This is a genomic window from Pseudomonas sp. H3_A02, from assembly GCF_054671965.1.
The window spans coordinates 407,509-428,909 of the sequence record NZ_CP162807.1 but is presented as its reverse complement, the minus strand read 5'-3'; the positions used below and the strand labels follow the sequence as shown (position 1 = coordinate 428,909).

Here is a 21,401-nt window from a genome sequence, read left to right as displayed (position 1 = left end):
TTCAGCGGGAGCAAAGCTTGCTCGCGATCCAGGCGCCTCGGTTCCCTGGGAAACCGCGTCATATTCATCGCGGGCAAGCCTTGCTCCCACAGAGCATCCTTGCCACAAGGGGGCTGGCGCAGTATCGATCCCAGCCTTAGTGAATGATCCAGCTCAACAACCACAACCCCAGCACCAGCCAGATGATGCCCATGACGATCGAGGCCCGCATAAAGGCGCGGATCGCCGAGTACAGCAGCATCAGCCCGAGGATCAGCGCGATGATGCTGATGATCGATGTGTCCATGCCCAAGGTGCGCGATAGCCCATCGACGAAGTTGCCGCCGGCGTTGGCCAGGGTGTTGAAGAGGCCGCTGAGCAGGTCGACGATGAACCGGATTACCGAACCGAGCGCCTGGCCGAGCCATTCGAAAAAGCTTTCTACCTGCATATGTGCATCCTGATGGGAGGGAATCCGAGCTGAGCCGTTGGCTCCTGATTGTAGGAGCTGTGGCGACCGAGTTGGTTCGATTATGGGGCAAACCGTCGCTTCGTACCGAGACTCTTGCCTTCCCCGGTCATCCCCCTGAAGCTATGCGCATTCAGGAGAACCCGATGAACCTTGTTGAACTGACCGAACGCCTGCATGCCATTCGTGACCATAACGACTGGCGGCAGTTTCACAGCCCGAAAAACCTTGCCATGGCCGCCAGTGTGGAAATGGCCGAGCTGGTGGAGATTTTCCAGTGGCTGACCGAGGACCAGTCCCGCCAGTTGCCGGCGGACAAGCTGGCCCACGCCGGGCAGGAAGTCGGTGACATCGTGTTGTACCTGTTGCTGCTTTGCAGCGAGCTGGGCCTGGACATGGACGCCGTGGTGCGCAGCAAACTGGCCGACAGCGAACGGCGGTTCGGCCAATGAGCGACCGTCATTTCGATCTGCTCGCCACGCGCTTCGCGGAAAAAATCTACGGCGGGGCCAAGGGTGCGATCCGCTTGGCGGTGCTTCAGGCCGATCTGCTGGAAACCTTGGCGCAACGTCCATTGCGCGTGCTGGACATCGGCGCAGGCCTGGGCCACATGTCGTTGTGGCTGGCCGAGCGCGGCCACCAGGTGACCCTGGCCGAGCCGGCCGAACCCATGCTCGAAGGCGCCCGCCAGCGTTTTGCCGAGGCCGGCCAGCAGGCCACGTTCATCCAGGCGCCGTGGCAGGACCTGCTCGGCCAACTGACCGAACCTTACGACCTGGTGCTGTGTCACGCGGTGCTGGAGTGGCTGGCCGAGCCTCACGCGATCCTGCCGGTGCTACATCAACTTACGGCGCCTGGCGGCTGGTTGTCCCTGGCGTTCTACAACCGTGACGCGCTGGTCTATCGCAATCTGCTCAAGGGGCATTTCCGCAAGTTGCGCAAAAACGACATGGCCGGTGAAAAGCAGAGCCTGACGCCGCAACAACCCCTTGATCCGCGAGAATTGGCGGCGCAACTTGAAGGCCTGTGGCAGGTCGAAAGCCAGAGTGGTGTGCGGGTTTTCCATGACTACATGCCGGTGGAGTTCCAGGGCCGCGTGGAACTTGCGCAATTACTGGAAATGGAGCTGGCTCACCGTCGCCATCCGGCGTTTGCCGGGTTGGGACGTTATCTGCACTGGATCTGCCGTCCGGTGTAAGCGGAGAGCGAAATGAAAGGTCGTTCAGGGTTGTTGGTGCTGTGCCTGGGGCTGGTGGCCTGCCAGGGCAGCAACCCCTATGTCGCCACCTCCAATCCGTTGCCGCCGGCGCCCCCCGAGGCCGCCACGGTATTCGACCGCAGCGCCTACCCTGCGCCGCCCCGTGATTACGGGCGCTATCGCAGTTGGGCCTGGCGCGACGGGCGCCTGCCACCGGGCACTGCCTGGGCGGATTCGGCCCAGGTGGCCGAAGCGGTGAGCAATGCTCTCGACCAGCGCGGCCTACGGCCCCTGCATGACAACCGGCCCGCCGACCTGTTCGTCAGCGCCGACCTGCGCCTGGAGACTCGCGTGCGTCAGGTCCGGGACGACTATGATGCCGGTTACTACGGCGGCTATAACCGTTATGACCGCTACGGTCCGGGTTATGGCGTGTACCATCCGATGCCGATGGTGCGCACGTATCAGGAGCAGGTCGTTGTGGTTCGGGTAGACCTGTTCGATGCCCGCACCGGTCAGCCGGTGTGGAGCGCCAGCGCCGAGACCGGTCAGCGGGGCAGCCAGAGCGAGCGCACCGATGCCATTCGCGAAGCGGTGGAAAAAGCCATGTCGACGTATCCTCCAAGTTGATTACGCAACGGAGAAAAACCATGTTTCGCCGTCTTGCTCTACTGGCCTTCACCCTGTTGCTGGGGGCCTGTGCCTCAAACCCAGTCAATCATGACTTCGACGCCAGCCGTGATTTCGCGGCGTATCGCAGTTGGAGTTGGAAAGACCCGGCGCTGCAATATCGCCCCGATGACCCACGCATCAAGAGCGACCTGACCGAACAGCGGATCCGCCAGGCGGTGGCTGATCAACTCGACCAGCGCGGCCTGCGCCCTGCGGCGGACGGGCGCGGCGATGTGCTGGTCCAGGCTTATTTGATCGTCGAGGACCGCCAGCAGCAGGTCACGACCAACTATGGCGGCGGTTGGGGTGGGCCTTGGAATGGCTACTGGGGTGGGCCGATGTACAACGAAACCCGCAACATCAGCTACAAAGTCGCCACTGTGCAGATCGACCTGCTCGACGGCAAGGACGGCAAGCTGGTGTGGCGTGGTAGTGATGAACGAATGCTCAGCAACTCCCCCAACCCGACCGACCGCAACACGGCCGTGCGCGAGACGGTGGGGCGGATTCTGTCCAACTACCCACCGCGCTGACCGCAGCGTATTCAGGATGGGTGCAAGCTGATCCGCCGCAATCGCGAGCAAGCTCGCTCCCACAGGGAGTGGTGATGGACACCGGATCTATGAACACCCCGGAACAAATCTGTGGGAGCGAGCTTGCTCGCGATGACGGCGGCTCATTCAACCTTGAGGCAAGCTGACCCGCCGCTTTCGCGAGCAAGCCCGCTCCCACAGGGGGATTGGCGGTGGACACCGGATCTATGAACACCCCCCGAACAAACTGTGGGAGCGGGCTTGCTCGCGAAGACGGCAGCCCATTCAACATCCATGCAAGCTGACCCACCGCTTTCGCGAGCAAGCTCGCTCCCACAGGGGATTGGCGGTGGACACCGGATCTATGAACACCCCCCGAACAAACTGTGGGAGCGGGCTTGCTCGCGAAGACGGCAGCCCATTCAACACCCATGCAAGCTGACCCACCGCTTTCGCGAGCAAGCCCGCTCCCACAGGGGGATTGGCGGTGGACCTCGGATCTATGAACACCCCGGAACAAACTGTGAATACCATCGACCTGTTCAGGTCACCGGCCGCCACTCGCCCACCATATGCTCCAACGCCCCGGCCCCCACCAGTTGCAGTTGCCCACTGGAACCCGCCGCACTGGACAGCAGGGTGACTTCGCTGGGCAGGCGCACCGGTTTCTTGAAGGTCACGTCGATCTCGATGTTGGCCTCGGGCAGATGGCCATCGAGCGCCGCCAGGGTCCTGGCCTTGTTCCACAGGCCATGGGCGATGGCGGTGGGGAAGCCGAACAGCCGGGCACTGATGCCGCTCAGGTGAATCGGGTTGTAGTCGCCGGAAACCTTGGCGTATTGCCGGCCGATGTCCGCCGGTGCGGTCCAGCGCGCCACCTCAACCAAGGGCAGGCTGGCCTGCGGTGAGTCCTCTACAAGCGCGCCGTCAAGCTGGACGCCTTTGCACAGCATCTGGCTCCGGGCCTCCCACAACGGCCCCAATTGATCATCGAGGCCGGTCACCAGGTCGAATACTGCGCCTTTGGGGTGGGCTTGCAGATTCTCGACATGGACGCTGGCCCGCACCTGACCGACCCCGCCCATGGGTCGCAGTACGCGAATGCGGTTGCTCAAGTGGATCAGCCCCAATAGCGGAAAGGGAAAGTCCCGACTCGTGAGCAATTGCATCTGCAGGGCAAACGCCAAGACGTGGGGATAGGTCGGCGGCAGCAGTCCGTTATCAACGAAACCGCACACTTTGCGATAGGCCGCCAGGCGTTGCGGGTCGACCTGAAGCACCTGGCGCAGGCCTTCCTCGGGCAAGGTCGTTCCGGTGACCTTGCGCCGCGTCGCCGCTTTCGAATAGAGCCCGGACATGGATGGCGGGCTGCTGACCTCATGCCATTGGATCGTCATGGTCATGCTCCCAAAAGGCTTTGCCCGCATACCCGCAGGGCCTGCCCGGTTACGGCACCCGTGCCCGGTTGCGCGAGCCAGGCCACGGCTTCAGCGACATCTTGAGGCAAGCCGCCCTGGCCCAGGGAACTCATGCGCCGCCCGGCCTCGCGCAAGGCGAAGGGGATCTCGGCGGTCATGCGGGTTTCAATGAAGCCCGGCGCCACGGCGTTGATGCTGATGCCCCGAGGTTGCAGCAGCGGCGCCCAGGCCTGGGCCAGGCCGATCAACCCTGCCTTGCTCGCCGCATAGTTGGTCTGCCCACGGTTGCCGGCAATGCCGCTGATGGACGCCAGCAGGACGACCCGGCCATTGTCGCGCAGGGTGCCGCTGTCGAGCAGGGCCTTGGTCAGCACTTGCGGGGCGTTGAGGTTGACGGCCAGCACGGCGTCCCAGAATTCCGGGGTCATGTTGGCCAGGGTCTTGTCCCGAGTGATGCCGGCGTTGTGCACCACGATGTCGACGCCGTCGGGCAAGTGCTCGATCAACTGGGCGGCGGCCTCTTCGGCGCAGATATCCAGCGTGATGCTGCGCCCGCTCAAGCGTGCCGCCAGGGCGTCGAGGTCGGTCTTGGCCTGGGGGACGTCCAGCAGGATCACGTCGGCGCCATCGCGGGCCAGGGTTTCGGCGATAGACGCGCCGATTCCGCGGGCTGCGCCCGTGACCAGTGCCTTGAGCCCCGTGAGCGGTCGGGTCCAGTCATGGACCTGGGTGTCACAGGCGTTGAGGCGAATGACCTGCCCGGAAATGAAGGCGCTCTTGGGGGACAGGAAAAACCGCAGGGCACCTTCCAACTGGGCTTCGGCACCATCGCCGACATACAACAGTTGCAGCGTCCCGCCGTGGCGCAACTCTTTAGCCAGGGAACGGCTGAAACCCTCCAACGCCCGCTGGGCACTGGCGGCGAAGGGATCGGCAAGACTTTCCGGCGCGCGCCCGAGGAGGACGACATGGGCGCTGTGGTCGAGGTTTTTCATCAGCGGCTGGAAAAATTCCCGCAGCTGCTTGAGTTGGTCGGCCTGCACCAAATGGCTGGCGTCGTACACCACTGCCTTGATTTTCGGGCCGTGGCCGGGGATCCACTCGGTGGCCACGGTCGGTTCGCCGCCGTAGATGAAAATGCTGTCGGTCAGGCGCTTGGCAAACGTGCCGATCTGTTCGGTCAACGGCCCGCCGCCCAGCAGCAGTGCGCCTTCGATCGGCCGCAGCCGCCCGGCCTGCCAGCGTTCCAGGCGTACCGGCGAGGGCAGGCCGAGGGACCCGACCATGCGCCGGCCGATGGGCGAATTGGCGAAGTCGATATAACGGTCAGACATGGAACACACTCCGGCTGATGAGGTTCCAAGTGTGGACCATGATTGGCAATCAGTCGTTCGATCGGCCAGATAAAGCCTAAGCTTGAGCGCAAGCGCTTTCTCCAAGGCACCGAATCCTTGTGGGAGCAAAGCTTGCTCGCGATGCAGACACCGCGTTTTCAGGGTAGGTCGCGTCATCGTTCATCGCGAGCAAGCTTTGCTCCCACAGGGTTCGGTTGAGTTTTCATAGGGCACTAGACCTGCACAGGGAGTTTTTCATGACACAACTACGCCGCGTCGCGATCATCGGTGGTAACCGCATTCCTTTCGCCCGCTCCAACGGGCTCTATGCCACCGCCAGCAACAAGGCGATGTTGACGGCTGCCCTCGAGGGGCTGATCGAACGCTACAACCTGCATGGCTTGCACATCGGCGAAGTGGCGGCCGGTGCGGTGCTCAAGCACTCCCGGGATATGAACCTGACCCGCGAATGCGTGCTCGGTTCGCGGTTGTCACCGATGACGCCGGCCTATGACGTACAGCAGGCCTGCGGCACGGGACTGGAGACGGTGCTGCTGGTGGCCAACAAAATCGCCCTGGGGCAGATCGACAGCGGTATTGCCGGCGGCGTCGATACCACGTCGGACGCGCCGATCGCCGTCAATGAAGGACTGCGCAAGATCCTGCTACAAGCCAATCGCGCCAAGACCACCGCCGATAAAATCAAGACCTTCCTGCAATTGCGCCCCCAGCACCTGATGCCGGATCTGCCGCGCATCAACGAACCGCGCACCGGCCTGAGCATGGGCGAGCACTGTGAATTGATGGCCCAGACTTGGCAGATCCCCCGGGAGGCCCAAGACCAGTTGGCCCTGGAAAGCCATCAGAAAATGGCCGCGTCCTACGCCGAAGGTTGGCAGAACGACTTGATGACACCGTTTCTCGGCCTGACCCGGGACAACAACCTGCGCCCGGACCTGACCCTGGAAAAACTCGCCTCCCTCAAACCAGCCTTCGAAAAAAGTGCCAAGGGCACGATGACTGCGGGCAACTCCACGCCACTGACCGACGGTGCTTCGTTGGTGCTGCTGGGCAGCGAAGAGTGGGCCACGGCCCGGGGCCTGCCGATCCTGGCGTACCTGCGCGACGGTGAAACGGCGGCGGTGGACTTCGTCAATGGCGCCGAAGGGCTGCTGATGGCTCCGGTCTATGCCGTGCCGCGCTTGCTGGCGCGCAACGGCCTGACCTTGCAGGACTTCGATTACTTCGAGATCCACGAAGCGTTCGCCGCCCAAGTGCTGTGCACGCTGAAGGCCTGGGAAGACCCGGAGTATTGCAAGACCCGTCTGGGCCTCGATGCACCACTGGGGTCCATCGACCGCAGCAGGCTGAATGTGAAGGGCAGTTCCCTGGCCGCCGGGCATCCGTTTGCCGCCACGGGCGGGCGCATTGTCGCCAACCTCGCCAAGTTGCTCGATGCCGCCGGGCGAGGCCGCGGGTTGATTTCCATCTGCGCCGCCGCCGGCCAGGGCGTGACGGCGATTATCGAGCGTTGAGCAGCGCGCCATCCTGGCGGGACGCCAGTTCTTTGTGCCGGCTGGCGTAGCGCTCGGCCAGGATCGAACAGACGATCAACTGCAACGGGTGATAGATCATGATCGGCAGCAAAATCAGCCCCAGGCCCGGGTGGTTGCCGAAAATCAATGCGGCCATCGGCACTCCGGCGGCGAGGGATTTCTTGCTGGCGCAGAACACCGCGGCGACTTCATCGGCACTGCTGAATTTCAGGACGCGGGCGGTGCGGGTGGTCGCCCACAGGATGATTGCCAGCAGCACGGCACTGCCCACCACTGCGCTAAGCAACACGCCGTTACCTTGCTGGCCCCAGATGCCGGACACCATCGAGTTGCAGAAGGCCGCGTAGACCAGCAGCAGGATCACCAGTTTGTCGATGATGCTGGTGTAGCGTTTGTACCGACCGAAAAAACCGGCCAGCCAGCGCCGCAGGAACTGTCCCAGCACCAGTGGCAGCAGCAACATCATGCACAGGTCGAGCAAGGTTGAACCCAGGTCGATGCCACCCGCGCCGCTGCCGACCACGAAACTGACCAGCAACGGGGTCAGGAAAATCCCCAGTACGCTGGACAGGCTCGCGTTGAGAATCGCCGCCGGCACGTTGCCTTTTGCACTGCCGGTCAGGGCCACCGAGGACGAAATTGTCGAGGGCAGGGCGCACAGGTAGAAGAACCCCAGCATCAGCAGCGCCGGCACGTGGCTGCCCAGCAGCCAGTTGCTGAGCAGCCAGAGCAACGGAAATACGCCAAAGGTGAACGCCTGCACCATCACGTGCAGCCGGATGTTCTTCAGGCCGTGGCGGATCTGCTCGCCGGACAGGTTGACCCCGTGCAGGAAGAACACCACGAAGATGCCGATGTTGACCACCCATTCGGCATGCATGGCACCGCCCTTGGCACCAAAGGTGGGAAAGAAATACGCCAGCAGCGTGGCGAGCACCATGCCGCACAGGAACCAGTCGGTCACCACGCGTTTGAGGTGTCTGAAGATATGCATAGGGCACCGCATGTTGTAAGAAAAGTCGACTTAGCCTAACGTCGTCCTCATCAGTCGTCTTGCGACATAAGGCCAATCAATGCCGCCTAACGGACACCAGCAGCTGGAACGCCGTATCCCTGACCTGACGCAATTGCCTAGGCCGTTGTACGCCCGTGTCGAAAGCTTGAGCGCCGGCTCCTGGACCCAAGCCCATCGTCATGACTGGGTGCAATTTTCCTACGCCATCAGCGGCGTTCTCGGCGTACACACCGCCGCCGGCAGTTTCTTCGCCCCGCCACAACGGGGCATCTGGATCCCGGCCGACCTGGAACATCAGGTGGTGACCTCCACCCGGGCGGAAATGCGCAGCCTGTATGTCCACCGCCACGCCTGCCCCTGGGCCGACGAGCGTTGTCGGGTGCTGGAAGTCACGCCGCTGGCCCGTGAGTTGATCAAGGTGTTCTGTCAGCTTCCGGTTGATTATCCCCAGGGCGATACCCAGGAAGAACGGCTGGTGCAGGTGCTGCTGGATCAGTTGGCGACGTTACCGGAGGTAGGATTCTCCCTGCCGCTGCCGCGCCATGCCCGCTTGCTGGCGCTGTGTAACGAATTGATCGAACAGCCCGAACAGAACGTCACCTTGCAAGCCTGGTCTGAACGTCTGGGCACCTCGGAAAAAACCCTGATGCGCCTGTTCCAGCGCGAGACCGGCCTGAGTTTTCGGGCCTGGCGTCAGCGCATGCGCTTGTTGTCGTCCCTGGGCTCGTTGGAGAAGGGCGATAGCGTCACCAGCGCCGCGTTGTCCTGTGGGTATGATTCAACGTCCGCATTCATTGCCGCGTTCAAGGGGATGTTTGGGTATACCCCGGGGGAGTTGTTCAAGCATTGAGCCGCGGCACTGGCCTACGACGGCGGTAAACGTGACTGTCAGCCTTTGTCGCAAATACCTGGGCATTCAGTTGCCAACGCCAGGTCCGGTCTCGGCTATGATTCGGCGCGGTCGATTGATCCGGCACATTGTGTGCATCACAGGTTCATAGGTCGGCAACCCCTCCCCGTGGAGGAAGGATTGCCGTATAACGACTGTCATTCGCGTGTTTGGTAATAAAGGACCCACAATAAAAGCTGATGAAGACTCCAAAACGCATTGAACCCCTGATCGAGGACGGTCTGGTCGACGAGGTGCTGCGCCCACTCATGAGTGGTAAAGAAGCAGCTGTTTATGTGGTGCGCTGCGGCAACGAGCTACGTTGCGCGAAGGTCTACAAGGAGGCGAACAAGCGAAGTTTTCGTCAGGCGGCCGAGTATCAGGAAGGCCGCAAGGTCCGCAATAGCCGTCAGGCCCGGGCCATGGCCAAGGGCTCGAAGTTCGGCCGCAAGGAAACCGAGGACGCTTGGCAGAATGCCGAAGTGGCGGCGCTGTTCCGCCTGGCGAGCGCGGGTGTGCGCGTGCCCAAGCCGTACGACTTCCTTGAAGGCGTGCTGCTGATGGAGTTGGTGGCCGACGAGTACGGCGATGCGGCGCCGCGCCTGAACGATGTGGTACTGGAGCCGGACCAGGCCCGTGAATATCACGCCTATCTGATTTCCCAGATCGTGCTGATGTTATGTACTGGCCTGGTGCACGGTGACCTATCGGAGTTCAACGTCCTGCTGACGCCGACGGGGCCGGTGATCATCGACCTGCCGCAAGCCGTGGATGCGGCGGGTAACAACCATGCCTTCAGCATGCTGGAGCGGGACGTGGGCAACATGGCGTCCTACTTCGGCCGGTTCGCCCCGGAACTCAAGCGCACCAAGTACGCGAAGGAAATGTGGGCGCTGTATGAAGCCGGCACCTTGCACCCGGCCAGCGTGCTGACCGGCGAGTTCGACGAGCCGGAAGAGCTGGCGGATGTCGGTGGGATCATGCGTGAAATCGAGGCGGCCCGTCTGGATGAAGAACGCCGCCAGGCCGTCCGCGCTGCCGACGATGCCCCACCCGGCAAGACCGAAGAACCACCGCCGCCGTGGATGCAATGATCGGTTGAGCAGAAACCCGGCCAATGGCCGTAATGCTGTTCACTTAGAAAAAAACGGCGCTTCTTTCAGAAATGGGAAGCGCCGTTTTTTTGATTTTTTTGAAAGCTCGGTGTTTGGTTGTTTTGTGTGTAGATCCGTTTTTTGCGTAACGGCGGCTTATGGTTCCGCTTTTACAGCGGCTCACTTTTGAAGAGCCCGGAAGCCGGCCCAGTCAAAAGTAACCAAAACGCTTTTGCCCCACGACTCGGTGCCTCGCTTAGGCTCGGCATGCCTGAACGAAGGCATCGTGGTTAACGGGGCGCCCGAGATCAACGTCCACCACGAGGCGGCCTGATAGCCGACCTGATTCTGGGTGATCGCGTTTCTCCTGTGGGAGCGAGCTTGCTCGCGATGAGGCCGGCAAGCCCAGCATCCATGTGACTGAACCACCGCTATCGCGAGCAGGCTCGCCCCCACAGCGTTTACCGTTGATCAATCCGTGGCGTGATGGCTAGGAAGCTTTTGTGGCGAGGGAGCTTGCTCCCGCTTGAGTGCGCAGCGCTCATCGCTTTTTTGGGGCCGCTGCGCGCCCCAGCGGGAGCAAGCTCCCTCGCCACAGGACCGTGCCGCTCCCAAAACCCTTGTGGGTATCCAACATCACCGCAAACTGACCCTCCGCTTTCGCGAGCAGGCTCACTCCCGCAGGAGAAACCCGGGCACACCGAGCCTAAGCGAGGTGCCAAGTGGTGGGGCAAAGCGTTTTTGGTTACTTTTGGCTGGTCCGGCTCCCGGCTCTTCCAAAAGTGACCCGCCGTAAGAGCGGAACCATAAGCCGCCGTTACCGCAGAAATGGATATACACACCAACCCCACAATCCCGCTCGTAAAAACTATGCCTCGAAACGGAACATCAAATCTCCGCTAACGGCTTAAGTGAACAGCATTAGGCCAATGGTCGGTTTTTTTGAAACCGCAAAAAAATTCAGCCTCACCGCCAATCCCCTGTGGGAGCGAACTTGCTCGCGATGACGGCGGCACATTCAACATCGATGCAAGCTGAACCACCGCTATCGCGAGCAAGCTCGCTCCCACAGGGGATTGGCGCAGGGCATCAACTCTTGCAACACCCCGACGCCAGTTCCTTGAGGATCGGGCAATCCGGGCGGTGGTCGCCGTGGCAGTGCTCTACCAGGTCCTGCAAGGTGTCGCGCAGTTCGGCCAGTTCGCGGATTTTCTGGTTCAGCTCATCGATGTGTTGCCGGGCCAGGGCCTTGACGTCGGCGCTGGCGCGTTGGCGGTCTTGCCAGAGGGTCAGCAGTTTGCCGACTTCTTCCAGGGAGAACCCCAAGTCGCGGGAGCGCTTGATGAACGCCAGGGTGTGCAGGTCATCAGTGCCGTAGATCCGATAGCCGCTGTCGGTGCGATGGGCAGCCCTGAGCAGGCCGATGGATTCGTAATAACGGATCATCTTCGCGCTCAGGCCGCTCTGGCGGGCCGCTTGGCCGATGTTCATCGCTTGTCCTCCAACTGCTTGGGTGTCCAGAACTTCAACAGTAGCGCATTGCTCACCACGCTGACGCTTGACAGCGCCATGGCCGCGCCGGCCAGCACCGGGTTGAGCAAACCGAACGCCGCCAGGGGGATGCCGATCAGGTTGTAGACGAACGCCCAGAACAGGTTCTGACGGATCTTGGCGTAGGTCTTGCGGCTGATGTCCAGCGCCGCCGGCACCAGTCGCGGATCGCCGCGCATGAGGGTGATGCCCGCGGCATGCATCGCCACGTCGGTGCCGCCGCCCATGGCAATGCCGATGTCGGCGGCGGCCAGGGCCGGGGCGTCGTTGATGCCGTCGCCGACCATCGCCACCACCGAATGGCGCTTCAATTGTTGGACGATGGCGGATTTATCCGCCGGCAATACCTCGGCATGGACATTGGATATCTCCAGCGCGTGGGCCACGACCCGGGCACTGCCTTGGTTGTCGCCGGTGAGCAGATGGCTGGCGATGTGCTGTTCATTCAAGGCCTGTACGGCGGCGAGAGCGCCAGGCTTGAGGGTGTCACCGAATGCGAACAGGCCCAGCACCCGCGGCGCCGCGCCTTGTTCGATCAACCAGGACAACGTGCGGCCTTCTGTTTCCCAAGCCTGTGCCGACTCGGCTAGCGAACCTGGGACCAGGCCCAGTTCGTCCAGTAGACGGCGATTGCCCAAGGCCAGGCGGCGCCCGTCGAGGCTGCCGGCAATGCCACGTCCGGCCAGGGACTGGCTGTCGCTGACATCCGGCACATCCAGGCCGCGCTCGGTGCAGGCGTCCAGTACCGCTTTGGCGAGCGGGTGTTCGCTGCCGCGTTGCAGCGCGCCGGCCATTTTCAGCAGCGCGTCTTCATCACCGTCCAGGGCGGTCAAGTGGGCGATGCGCGGCGTGCCGGAGGTCAGGGTGCCGGTCTTGTCGAACACCACGGTCGTGACTTCATGGGCGCGCTCCAGGGCCTCGGCATCCTTGATCAGAATGCCGTGGCGCGCAGCCACGCCGGTGCCGGCCATGATCGCCGTGGGCGTCGCCAGACCCAGGGCGCAGGGGCAGGCGATCACCAGCACCGCAACGGCGTTGATCAGCGCCGTTTCCAGTGGCGCACCGTAAAGCCACCAGCCGATCAACGTCGCCAAGGCCAGTACCAGCACCACCGGGACGAAGACCTGGCTGACTTTATCCACCAGTTTCTGGATCGGCGCCTTGGCGGCCTGGGCGTCTTCCACCAGGCGGATGATGCGCGCCAAGACGGTTTCGGTGCCCAAGGCTTGCGTGCGGACCAGCAGCCGGCCTTCGCCGTTGATGGCGCCGCCGGTGACCTTGTCGCCGGGTTGCTTGGGCACCGGCAGGCTTTCGCCGCTGATCAGCGCTTCGTCGGCGTGGCTCTGGCCTTCCAGCACTTCGCCGTCCACCGGGAAGCGTTCGCCGGGCTTGACCAGCACCAGGTCATTCAAGCGCAGGGCGCTGATGGCAACGTCCCGTTCCTGGCCCTCGATCACTTGGATCGCCCGCTCCGGGCGCAAGGCTTCGAGGGCGCGGATGGCGCTGGCGGTCTGGCGTTTGGCGCGGCTTTCCAGGTATTTGCCAAGCAACACCAGGGCGATCACGACGGCCGAGGCCTCGAAGTACAGGTGCGGCATGCTGCCGGGACGGGCGATCACCCATTCATAGACGCTCAAGCCGTAGCCGGCGCTGGTACCCAGGGCCACCAGCAGGTCCATGTTCCCGGCACCGGCCCGCAGGGCCTTGAAGGCGGCGACGTAGAAACGTGCACCGAAGATGAATTGCACCGGTGTCGCCAAGGCGAACTGCACCCAGGCCGGGAGCATCCAATGCACGCCGAATGGTTCCAGCAGCATCGGCAGCACCAGCGGCACGGACAGTAGAATCGCTAGCACCAGTGCCAGGCGTTCACGGTTCAGACGCTTGCTTTGCGTGTCGGCGACCTGCTCGGCCTGCCAGACCGTGGCGTTATAGCCGGCGCGCTTGACCGCATCGATCAGGGTTTGCCCATCCACCTGGCCGAGCAGTTCGAGGTGGGCGCGCTCGTTGGCCAGGTTGACGCTGACGTTGTCCACGCCGTCGACCTTGCCCAGGGCCCGTTCGACCCGGCCGACACAGGAAGCGCAGGTCATGCCTTCGATGTTCAATTCCAGGGTGTGCACGGGAACGCTATAGCCCGCCTGCTCGACGGCCTGCTTCAAGGCCGGCAGGCTGCCTTCGGGGGCCTGGACACGCGCCAGTTCCGTCGCCAGGTTGACGCTGACGGCGCTGGCACCGGCGACTTTGCTCAAGGCCCGCTCGACCCGCCCCGCGCAGCTGGCGCAGGTCATGCCGGCAATGGGTAGATCGAATGTGGTGGATTCGGACATCGGTCAGGCTCCCTGTAGTGAATGACTACAGGATCAACCTTGCCATGTTGGCAAGGTCAAGCGCCAATCGAAAAGCTTGAACGCATCTCTGATATGGGAGCTGGTTTTGTGGGAGCAAAGCTTGCTCGCGATCCAGGCGCTGCGGTCATCCGGAAATCCGTGGTGCTTTCATCGCGGGCAAGCCTTGCTCCCACAAAGCTCGCTCACACAGGGAGGAAGTGGTGTGTCAGTAACCGAGGCCGGCCGATTTGAGGAACATGCCTTCCTGGGTCATGGCGATGCGGAATTTCAAGATGTCGCCGGCCTTGAGGGTGATGTTCTGCGACCCTGGGGCGAGCATGCCCGGATTGCAACCCGGCGCCTGCCCCGGCAGCAACTTCAGGCGCAAGGAAAACTGGCCCGGCGGCAGGTTGAACGAGGTGCTTTGCTCCTGGAACAGCCTGGCCGAGAGCTGATCCTGGATGTAGATGCCAATTTCGCAATTGGTCGACACTTCCAGGCGTTCGCGGGAAATGATCACCACGCCGTAGTCTTCGCCGGCGGCCGAGGCCTGGGGCACCACCGCTGAAAAACCGAGCATGCAAAACAGGCTGAACGCTGACCAGCGCATGGCTGAACCTCCGGTGTTAAATCCTTGATGTGTGCAGCTTGGCTGAGGGCGATGCCGATTGCCAGCCCGGCAGTTTTTGTCAGAACTTGACCTTGCCATGATGGCAAGCTTAAGACTGGCGCCAACCTCAATTCCAAGGAGTCATCTCATGCAAACATTCAATGTTCAGGGAATGTCCTGCGGCCACTGCGTCAAGGCCATCACCCAGGCTGTCCAGGCCAAGGACCCGACGGCCGATGTGCAAGTCGACTTGGGTGCCAAGACCGTCCGGGTCCAGAGCTCATTGGCGGCCGATGCCGTGCTCGCGGCCATCCAGAAGGAGGGCTATGAGGTCAGTCCTGCTTGAAGTTTTTTAATCGTTAGCGACCTATCGGAATGTTCAAGCGCGCCCGGCACGGCTAGACTGTCGGGCTGTCGAACGACGCCTGAGCTGGACGCCCGATGAACCTCCGTATCATTCTGATTCTTGGCGCCTTGAGCGCTTTCGGTCCCTTGGCGATCGACTTCTACCTGCCCGCCTTTCCGGCGATGGCCACCGCCTTCGGGACTGACGAAAAACACATCCAGTTGACCCTGGCGGCCTATTTCCTCGGTTTGTCCATTGGGCAACTGGCCTATGGGCCGGTGGCGGATCGCTTCGGCCGGCGCATTCCGCTGCTGACTGGCGTCGGCCTGTTCACCCTGGCGTCCCTGGCCTGCGCCTATGCGCCGAACCTCGAATGGCTGATCGGCGCCCGCTTCGTCCAGGCCCTCGGCGGATGCGCCGGGATGGTGATTTCCCGGGCGGTGGTCAGCGACAAATGCGACGCGGTGGGCTCGGCCAAGGTGTTTTCGCAGTTGATGCTGGTGATGGGCCTGGCGCCGATTCTCGCGCCGATGTTGGGCGGGTTGCTGGTGAACCTGCACGGCTGGCAGTCGATTTTCATTGCCCTGACCCTGTTCAGCGCGCTGGCGGCAACGGCCGTGGCCTTGTGGTTGCCGGAAAGCTTGCCGGACCATGTGCCTCGACCACCCTTGTCGGGCGCGTTGCGCCAATACGGCCGGTTACTGACCGATTCGGTCTATCTCGGTCATGCGTTGACGGGGGGCATCGCTATCGCTGGGATGTTTGCCTACATCGCCGGTTCGCCTTTTGTATTCATCAAGCTTTATGGCGTGCCCGCCGAGCATTTCGGTTGGCTGTTCGGCACCAACGCGGCGGGGTTCATCCTGGTTGCCCAGGTCAACGCCCGGCTGCTGTCCAAGCGCGGCCCGGCGTTCCTGCTGAGCCGCGCGGTGTGGGTCTACCTGGGCGCCGGGCTGAGCCTGCTGGCGGTCAGTTCATTGCAACCTGCGCAGTTGTGGCCGCTGCTGATCCCGCTGTTTATCTGCATCGCCAGCCTGGGTTGCATCCTTCCCAATGCCTCGGCCTGCGCCATGAACGGGCAGGGCGCACGGGCCGGCAGTGCTTCGGCCATGCTCGGATGCCTGCAGTTTTCGGTCGCGGCGGGCGCCGCCGCGCTGGTCGCCGCGTTGCATGACGGCACCGCAGTGCCGATGGCCTTGGTCATCAGTCTCTGCGGGTTATTGGTGGTGTGTGCCGCCATGCTTACCCGTCGCCTGCAAAATGCCCGGGCATTGGCCCAGGCCAGTCGCGAGGGCTGACTCAGCCGGCCGCGCGCTGCTGCTGTTCGGGGAAATGATGGGGGGCGTGGATCCGCGCTTGCAAGGTCGTGGCGAAAGCCTGGGCTTCGGCCTCGGTACGAAAGGTGACGACGTGCTGGTCAAGACGCACTTGCCATTGGGATTTTGCCACTTCTTTTATCAGGATCTTCATTGCTGACCTCCTCACGAAAAGATTACGTTGCAAAGGCCTCGAGTGTAGACCCGAATGCGATCGCAATTGTGACAAGGATCAATTCTCGGACTGACGGTGCAGTTCCAGGTTGATGCAACACCTGTGGGAGCGAGCTTGCTCGCGATAGCGGTGGACCCGCCGACATCAATGTTGCCTGACCTGGCCCCATCGCGAGCAAGCTCGCTCCCACAGGATTGTTTGCAGGGCTACTGCCCAGTGCAGTCAGAAGCTTTCAAGCACAATCTTGCCCTTGGCCTTGCCGCTTTCCAGCAAGGCATGGGCCCGGCGCAGGTTCTCGGCGTTGATGGTGCCGAAATGTTCGCCCACCGTGGTCTTCAGCGTGCCGGCGTCGATCAGGGCAGCCACACGGTTGAGCAGTTTGTGTTGTTCAAGCATGTCAGCCGTTTCGAACAGCGAGCGGGTGTACATGAACTCCCAATGCAACGACAGGCTCTTGCGTTTGAGCTTGGTCACGTCCAGCGCCTTGGGATCGTCGATCAGCGCCAGTTTGCCCTGGGGCGCGAGGGCTTCGACCAACTGATCCAGATGCTGGTCGGTCTGGGTCAGGCTGGCGACGTGAGTCACCTGGGGCTGGCCTGCTTCTTTCAATACGTCGCTCAAGGGGCGGCTGTGGTCGATCACCAGGTCGGCACCCAGGCTGCGCACCCATTCCTGGGTTTGCGCACGGGACGCGGTGCCAATCACCTTCAGCCCGGTGAGTTGGCTGGCCAGTTGCGTCAGGATCGAGCCCACGCCACCCGCGGCGCCGACGATCAACAGGCTCTGGCCCTGGTCGTCCTGGCCTTCCTGGATGTGCAGGCGCTCGAACAACAATTCCCAGGCGGTGATGGCCGTCAGCGGCAGCGCCGCCGCGTCGGCGAAACCGAGGGTCTTGGGCATGTGGCCGACAATGCGCTCATCCACCACGTGCAATTCGCTGTTGCCACCGGCCCGGGCGATGGAACCGGCGTAGAACACCTTGTCCCCGGCCTTGAACAGCGTGACCTCGCTGCCTACCGCCTTGACCACGCCGGCCACGTCCCAGCCCAGCACCTTGGCAACGCCAGCTTCGGGCTGGACGTTCTGGCGGACCTTGGTGTCCACCGGGTTGACCGAAATGGCCTTGACCTCCACCAGCAGGTCCCGGGGACCGGCGACCGGCTCCGGCAGCTCGATGTCTTGGAGCGATTGCGGGTCGGTGATGGGCAATGAGTGGTAGTAGGCGATGGCTTTCATGAAGCGGCTCCGTGAGGTGAGTTTCGATGAAGGCCATGTTTAGCTATTTATCGCCGAGATAAAACCGGCTAAAACAACAGGCTCTTTCAATGCTTTTTTGATAATGGAGGGGTGATGCTGCGCTTCGATGACTTGCAATTGTTTGTCCGGGCGGCGGACTTGGGCAGTCTGTCGGCCGCGGCCAGGGTCATGGACCTGTCGGCGGCGGTGGCCAGTGCCGCATTGAAACGGATCGAGCTGCACCTTGGCGCGCGGCTGTTGGCCCGCTCCACCCGTAGCCTGCGCCTGACAGCGGAAGGCGAGGGTTTTCTCGAATATGCCCGGGCCGCGTTGAGCAGCCTTGACGAAGGGCGGCGGTTGTTGACCAGCGGCCAGGATCAGGTCAGCGGGGTGTTGCAGTTGTCCGCGCCGTCGGACCTGGGACGCAACTTGCTGTTGCCCTGGCTGGATGCGTTCCAGCGCGAGCACCCGGGGCTGACGGTGCGGCTGCTGCTGGGCGATCGCATGGCCGACCTGTTCAAGCAGCCGGTTGACATCGCCCTTCGTTATGGCGAGCCGGAAGATTCGAGCCTGGTGGCCTTGCCCGTCGCCCCGGACAACCGTCGGGTGCTGTGTGCATCGCCGGATTATCTGGCGCGCCAGGGCGAACCCCATCAGTTGGAACAACTGGCCCAGCACAACTGCCTGTTGTACATGCTGGGCAGCCGGGTCCATGACCGATGGGGTTTTCATGACGGCAAACGGGAGGTGAGCCTCACCGTCAGTGGCGACCGTTTCAGTGATGACGCCGATGTGGTACGCCGCTGGGCGGTGGCGGGGGCCGGGATTGCCTACAAATCGTGGCTGGATGTGTCCACCGATGTGCTGGCCGGGCGTTTGAAAATCCTCTTGCCGCACCTGCAATGCGAACGCGCGCCCCTCAATTTGCTGTGTGCCCACCGGGCGCAATTGAGCAAACCCATCAATCTTTTGCGGGACATGCTCCAGGCCCGCTGTGCTGAGTTGACGGCTCGATTTCCACTCCCGACGGGGCCCGGCCATTAGTCGCGCGCAAATAGAGAATTTTCCCTCATGAACAATCGCCTCCAAAGGTTTCCGGAGGACAGGAAAGCTCGATAGTCGCGCTTATACTAGCGACCGCCTGCGCCAGAGCAGTAGACGAATGATTCAACAGGGAGTGAATACATGGTTTCTGGAGCCTAGCTAACCGTTAGCTCCATTTTTTCCTATTAATTCAGCGAGTTATTATTAGTAACTATTTTTGTTATTTTTTTTGAAATTCTCCTTCACCTATTCCTCTTCGCCTGTACGCCCACTAACTGCCAGATTTGTAGGTTTTCGAAAAAAATGCGATTTTTTGGAAAATAATGCGAACAATACAAGGCACAACAGGTCTCTCTGCGAAACCGTTGTAATCATTTCTCAGTAGCGTTTGTACACCGGTAATCGGCGCGCATTGGAGAGTATTAGATAACTCAAGGCAATTTACCGGCTAGCAGACCTACCGGCTCATGCTCGACTCCAAACTTAGCTGAAGCATCAAGGAAATGGTTCGAAGCATTACGGGGTCTTTCTCGCAGCATGAGCCTAGCCTCAATCTCGAATTGACCTTTCATCAGCCACTTGGTTGTTTTGGCCTTACGTTTGCCCTTCATGATAAATCTCTTGATGTCTAATCGGTAGGAGAGGCTTGGGGGAAACGCATCACCACACGCTGCAGCACGGTTGTTCACAAGGCAAATGGTTCGGCCACTTGAATCAACATCACCTCAACCGCTCTAGTGCCGGCTAGGGTAGAAAGCATCTCTAACGGATTTTTTCCGGCAAACCGATTTTTTGACTTCGATAGCCATCGTCTGGCTTTAGTTTCGTCCCCGAAAATTACCTCTGCCATGGCCGTGATGTGCACATATCTGAACAGCTGATCGCTCTCACTTATGGTAAGCCGTTGACTGCGGGCCAATCTGGCCCTCGAGACGCGACGCGCCATGATCTGGTTGGGTTCGGACTTTCTCATTTCGTAACGGTTGCAGAGCTCTTTAAGCCTGAAACACGGAAAGCCGGACTCGATCATTTTATGGATGTCTTGATCAGAAGCCTCACAGGGAATTCCGAGTAGGTTTTCTAGCCTGATCCGATAGGAGCGGTATCCATCCCCGCGCATGGCTTCAGCAAACATAGCCCACCTCCCACCCAGGACGTTCCGCAGATCAGCATGTGGCAAATTTCGAGTCGTGTGAAGTCTGATGGAGTAGATCCGTCGAAATGGCGTTGTTTCCAGGTGACGCTCCCCGTTGGGTTGTAGGTTTGGTGTGCCCTAAGTACTCGCATACGACATGGCACAATAGACGGTAGATAGCTTCGATGGACGCGCTCGCGTGGCGAAGGGGAATTTAAGCTTTATGACAACTCCGTACCCCATTGATGCCTTCGTACGCATTCGACGAATTGACGTTGTAGGTTAGATGCGCCCTACTTAATCGATATCGCCTGGACTAGCTATGGAACGAAGGGCTGCAATGGGTCGAAAGCAGTCTTTCGTAGATGATGGCGTTCGCCCCATCGCGCCTTCTCAGACAAGGCAGATGCCTACCCTGTGAGATCAAAGGGTAGGGTCAGCATCGGGCCCATACACAGGCAAACGCCTCGGCTAGTATGTGGCAGTTCAGTGTGCCACTGTAACGTCTACCTGTGGGCACCTGCATAATCATGCTAGCGCGACGTCACAGCTGTTCCGAAATGGGTACGCAATCAATCAAACAGGGAGTTAAGAGCTACATGAAAGAACCGAGCGATCCACAATCATTGTTAGTAACGGTCCACGAGCCTTTGTCGCTTGATTGGAATGAGGACAGATTGATTATCGAAAAAGCCGCGGGACAGCCTACGACGGCTGATGGGTACCATAATCATGCGGCCGCAATTCAGGCGCTGTTCGATACACTCACTTGGGACACGTCAGCGCAGCCGCAACACCCACAGAGGATAGGTCTGCTGCGAGACGTACACGATGAGCTGTACCCCATCGCTCACTTCGCGAAACTGTACTTCACATCTCCAAAAAATGTCGTCATCCAGTGGATCGACGGTAATCAGCAGCACGATGCAACAGTTAAATACACGGGAGAGGGATCAAATCAGTCGGATATATGTTATCTCGAAGTCACTACGCTTCAGGGTAAAGAAGATGCTGACCAACTTAAAGAACTTTCGAGGAATCCTGGCGTTGCAATTATGGTCAGCGAGACAGCCCAAGAGAAGCATGATAGAAAGATTGAGCAGTTAAAAATAATTCTGAAGAAAAAAGCAAAAATTGCTTATCCAGACAAAACCGCTTTACTTGTTTATACCGACGAGGACCGATTTCGTCAGTTTTATTTTGGATTACAACCGCCTCAGATTGATAAAAAATCAGATTACGAAGCAGTGCTTCGTGATTTAGAGCCATCGTTGGGCAATTTTTCCCACGTTTTCATTTTCAGCAAGAGCGAAATCTACTGCGCTTTGATCTCGGATTCTGGAAGTAAATAGGGCGTCAGTTTCGCGGAGACTATCAAGTCCTAAGGCGGTCTTCCACTGACTGTGAGACCGTTCTCTTTTCGCCGATTTTCGGCTACTACGAAGGGCGGCTTTTGGCCGATAGCTGCCGCTCCCGAATGTCCCTTTTCGGCCCAAAGCAG

At 60.9% G+C, this 21,401-nt stretch carries 22 protein-coding genes; 11 read left to right on the top strand and 11 right to left on the bottom strand.

Going from position 1 to position 21,401, the window contains the following annotated elements; translation table 11 throughout:
* Positions 1-136 precede the first annotated feature (136 nt).
* Complete coding sequence (locus AB4N80_RS01805) at positions 137-430, bottom strand: hypothetical protein (RefSeq protein WP_003197447.1); 294 nt, start codon at positions 428-430, stop codon at positions 137-139.
* A gap of 164 nt (positions 431-594) precedes the next feature.
* On the opposite strand from AB4N80_RS01805, the gene AB4N80_RS01800 reads away from it, so the two are divergent.
* From AB4N80_RS01800 to AB4N80_RS01785, 4 genes are read left to right on the top strand one after another with little or no spacing between them, the layout of a single operon-like run.
* Positions 595-900, top strand: a complete 306-nt coding sequence (locus tag AB4N80_RS01800; protein WP_092205098.1) for a MazG-like family protein — start codon at positions 595-597, stop codon at positions 898-900.
* Positions 897-1,646, top strand: a complete 750-nt coding sequence (locus AB4N80_RS01795; protein WP_122567225.1) for a methyltransferase — start codon at positions 897-899, stop codon at positions 1,644-1,646. The genes AB4N80_RS01800 and AB4N80_RS01795 overlap by 4 nt, the downstream gene beginning before the upstream one ends.
* Before the next feature lie 12 nt (positions 1,647-1,658).
* A complete protein-coding gene (locus AB4N80_RS01790) occupies positions 1,659-2,276 on the top strand; it encodes a DUF4136 domain-containing protein (protein ID WP_122567224.1) in 618 nt (205 codons plus the stop codon).
* A gap of 20 nt (positions 2,277-2,296) precedes the next feature.
* Positions 2,297-2,851 carry a DUF4136 domain-containing protein gene (locus AB4N80_RS01785; protein WP_122567223.1) on the top strand — a complete coding sequence of 185 codons (555 nt, stop codon included), beginning with the start codon at positions 2,297-2,299 and terminating at the stop codon, positions 2,849-2,851.
* 542 nt (positions 2,852-3,393) lie between these two features.
* Here AB4N80_RS01785 and AB4N80_RS01780 read toward each other — a convergent pair.
* The gene (locus tag AB4N80_RS01780) at positions 3,394-4,248 is read right to left on the bottom strand and encodes a MaoC family dehydratase (protein WP_122567222.1); all 855 of its coding nucleotides are present in this window, start codon (positions 4,246-4,248) and stop codon (positions 3,394-3,396) included.
* A 2-nt stretch (positions 4,249-4,250) separates the two neighbouring features.
* Positions 4,251-5,603 (bottom strand): 3-oxoacyl-ACP reductase, encoded by a 1,353-nt coding sequence (locus tag AB4N80_RS01775; protein WP_122567221.1) that lies wholly within the window; start codon positions 5,601-5,603, stop codon positions 4,251-4,253.
* Between the two features lie 257 nt (positions 5,604-5,860).
* Between AB4N80_RS01775 and AB4N80_RS01770 the strand changes: the two genes are divergently transcribed.
* Positions 5,861-7,138 (top strand): acetyl-CoA C-acetyltransferase, encoded by a 1,278-nt coding sequence (locus AB4N80_RS01770; RefSeq protein ID WP_122567220.1) that lies wholly within the window; start codon positions 5,861-5,863, stop codon positions 7,136-7,138.
* On the opposite strand, the gene AB4N80_RS01765 is transcribed toward AB4N80_RS01770, so the two are convergent.
* Positions 7,125-8,153 (bottom strand): bile acid:sodium symporter family protein, encoded by a 1,029-nt coding sequence (locus AB4N80_RS01765; RefSeq protein WP_122567219.1) that lies wholly within the window; start codon positions 8,151-8,153, stop codon positions 7,125-7,127. The two genes, AB4N80_RS01770 and AB4N80_RS01765, sit on opposite strands and share 14 nt — an antisense overlap.
* Before the next feature lie 79 nt (positions 8,154-8,232).
* On the opposite strand from AB4N80_RS01765, the gene AB4N80_RS01760 reads away from it, so the two are divergent.
* Together AB4N80_RS01760 and AB4N80_RS01755 are read left to right on the top strand one after the other, a co-directional pair.
* Complete coding sequence (locus AB4N80_RS01760; protein ID WP_122567218.1) at positions 8,233-9,024, top strand: AraC family transcriptional regulator; 792 nt, start codon at positions 8,233-8,235, stop codon at positions 9,022-9,024.
* Between the two features lie 239 nt (positions 9,025-9,263).
* Complete coding sequence (locus tag AB4N80_RS01755) at positions 9,264-10,157, top strand: PA4780 family RIO1-like protein kinase (protein WP_014336406.1); 894 nt, start codon at positions 9,264-9,266, stop codon at positions 10,155-10,157.
* Positions 10,158-11,246: 1,089 nt separating this feature from the next.
* On the opposite strand, the gene cueR is transcribed toward AB4N80_RS01755, so the two are convergent.
* The 3 genes from cueR to AB4N80_RS01740 all read right to left on the bottom strand — a co-directional run bounded on the left by cueR (position 11,247) and on the right by AB4N80_RS01740 (position 14,648).
* Positions 11,247-11,648 carry a Cu(I)-responsive transcriptional regulator gene (gene cueR / locus AB4N80_RS01750; RefSeq protein WP_122567217.1) on the bottom strand — a complete coding sequence of 134 codons (402 nt, stop codon included), beginning with the start codon at positions 11,646-11,648 and terminating at the stop codon, positions 11,247-11,249.
* Complete coding sequence (locus AB4N80_RS01745) at positions 11,645-14,038, bottom strand: heavy metal translocating P-type ATPase (protein WP_122567216.1); 2,394 nt, start codon at positions 14,036-14,038, stop codon at positions 11,645-11,647. The genes cueR and AB4N80_RS01745 overlap by 4 nt, the downstream gene beginning before the upstream one ends.
* 226 nt (positions 14,039-14,264) lie before the next feature.
* Positions 14,265-14,648, bottom strand: coding sequence for a hypothetical protein (locus tag AB4N80_RS01740; RefSeq protein WP_122567215.1), 384 nt, complete (start codon positions 14,646-14,648; stop codon positions 14,265-14,267).
* Positions 14,649-14,796: 148 nt separating this feature from the next.
* On the opposite strand from AB4N80_RS01740, the gene AB4N80_RS01735 reads away from it, so the two are divergent.
* Together AB4N80_RS01735 and AB4N80_RS01730 are read left to right on the top strand one after the other, a co-directional pair.
* On the top strand, positions 14,797-14,994 hold the full coding sequence (locus AB4N80_RS01735; protein WP_122567214.1) for a heavy-metal-associated domain-containing protein: 198 nt from the start codon (positions 14,797-14,799) through the stop codon (positions 14,992-14,994).
* A gap of 95 nt (positions 14,995-15,089) precedes the next feature.
* Positions 15,090-16,292 (top strand): multidrug effflux MFS transporter, encoded by a 1,203-nt coding sequence (locus AB4N80_RS01730; RefSeq protein ID WP_122567213.1) that lies wholly within the window; start codon positions 15,090-15,092, stop codon positions 16,290-16,292.
* 1 nt (position 16,293) lies between these two features.
* On the opposite strand, the gene AB4N80_RS01725 is transcribed toward AB4N80_RS01730, so the two are convergent.
* Together AB4N80_RS01725 and AB4N80_RS01720 are read right to left on the bottom strand one after the other, a co-directional pair.
* Positions 16,294-16,464, bottom strand: a complete 171-nt coding sequence (locus AB4N80_RS01725; protein ID WP_163006800.1) for a hypothetical protein — start codon at positions 16,462-16,464, stop codon at positions 16,294-16,296.
* 243 nt (positions 16,465-16,707) lie between these two features.
* Positions 16,708-17,721, bottom strand: a complete 1,014-nt coding sequence (locus AB4N80_RS01720) for a zinc-binding alcohol dehydrogenase family protein (RefSeq protein WP_122567212.1) — start codon at positions 17,719-17,721, stop codon at positions 16,708-16,710.
* A 114-nt stretch (positions 17,722-17,835) separates the two neighbouring features.
* Between AB4N80_RS01720 and AB4N80_RS01715 the strand changes: the two genes are divergently transcribed.
* The gene (locus tag AB4N80_RS01715; protein ID WP_305482546.1) at positions 17,836-18,765 is read left to right on the top strand and encodes a LysR family transcriptional regulator; all 930 of its coding nucleotides are present in this window, start codon (positions 17,836-17,838) and stop codon (positions 18,763-18,765) included.
* Positions 18,766-19,196: 431 nt separating this feature from the next.
* Here the strand turns inward: AB4N80_RS01715 and AB4N80_RS01710 are convergent, their stop codons facing one another.
* Complete coding sequence (locus AB4N80_RS01710) at positions 19,197-19,376, bottom strand: hypothetical protein (RefSeq protein ID WP_460080405.1); 180 nt, start codon at positions 19,374-19,376, stop codon at positions 19,197-19,199.
* Positions 19,377-19,450: 74 nt separating this feature from the next.
* Positions 19,451-19,900 (bottom strand): antitoxin Xre/MbcA/ParS toxin-binding domain-containing protein, encoded by a 450-nt coding sequence (locus AB4N80_RS01705; protein WP_460080402.1) that lies wholly within the window; start codon positions 19,898-19,900, stop codon positions 19,451-19,453.
* Positions 19,901-20,499: 599 nt separating this feature from the next.
* Between AB4N80_RS01705 and AB4N80_RS01700 the strand changes: the two genes are divergently transcribed.
* Positions 20,500-21,252 carry a hypothetical protein gene (locus AB4N80_RS01700; protein ID WP_460080400.1) on the top strand — a complete coding sequence of 251 codons (753 nt, stop codon included), beginning with the start codon at positions 20,500-20,502 and terminating at the stop codon, positions 21,250-21,252.
* The last annotated feature ends 149 nt before the right edge of the window (positions 21,253-21,401 follow it).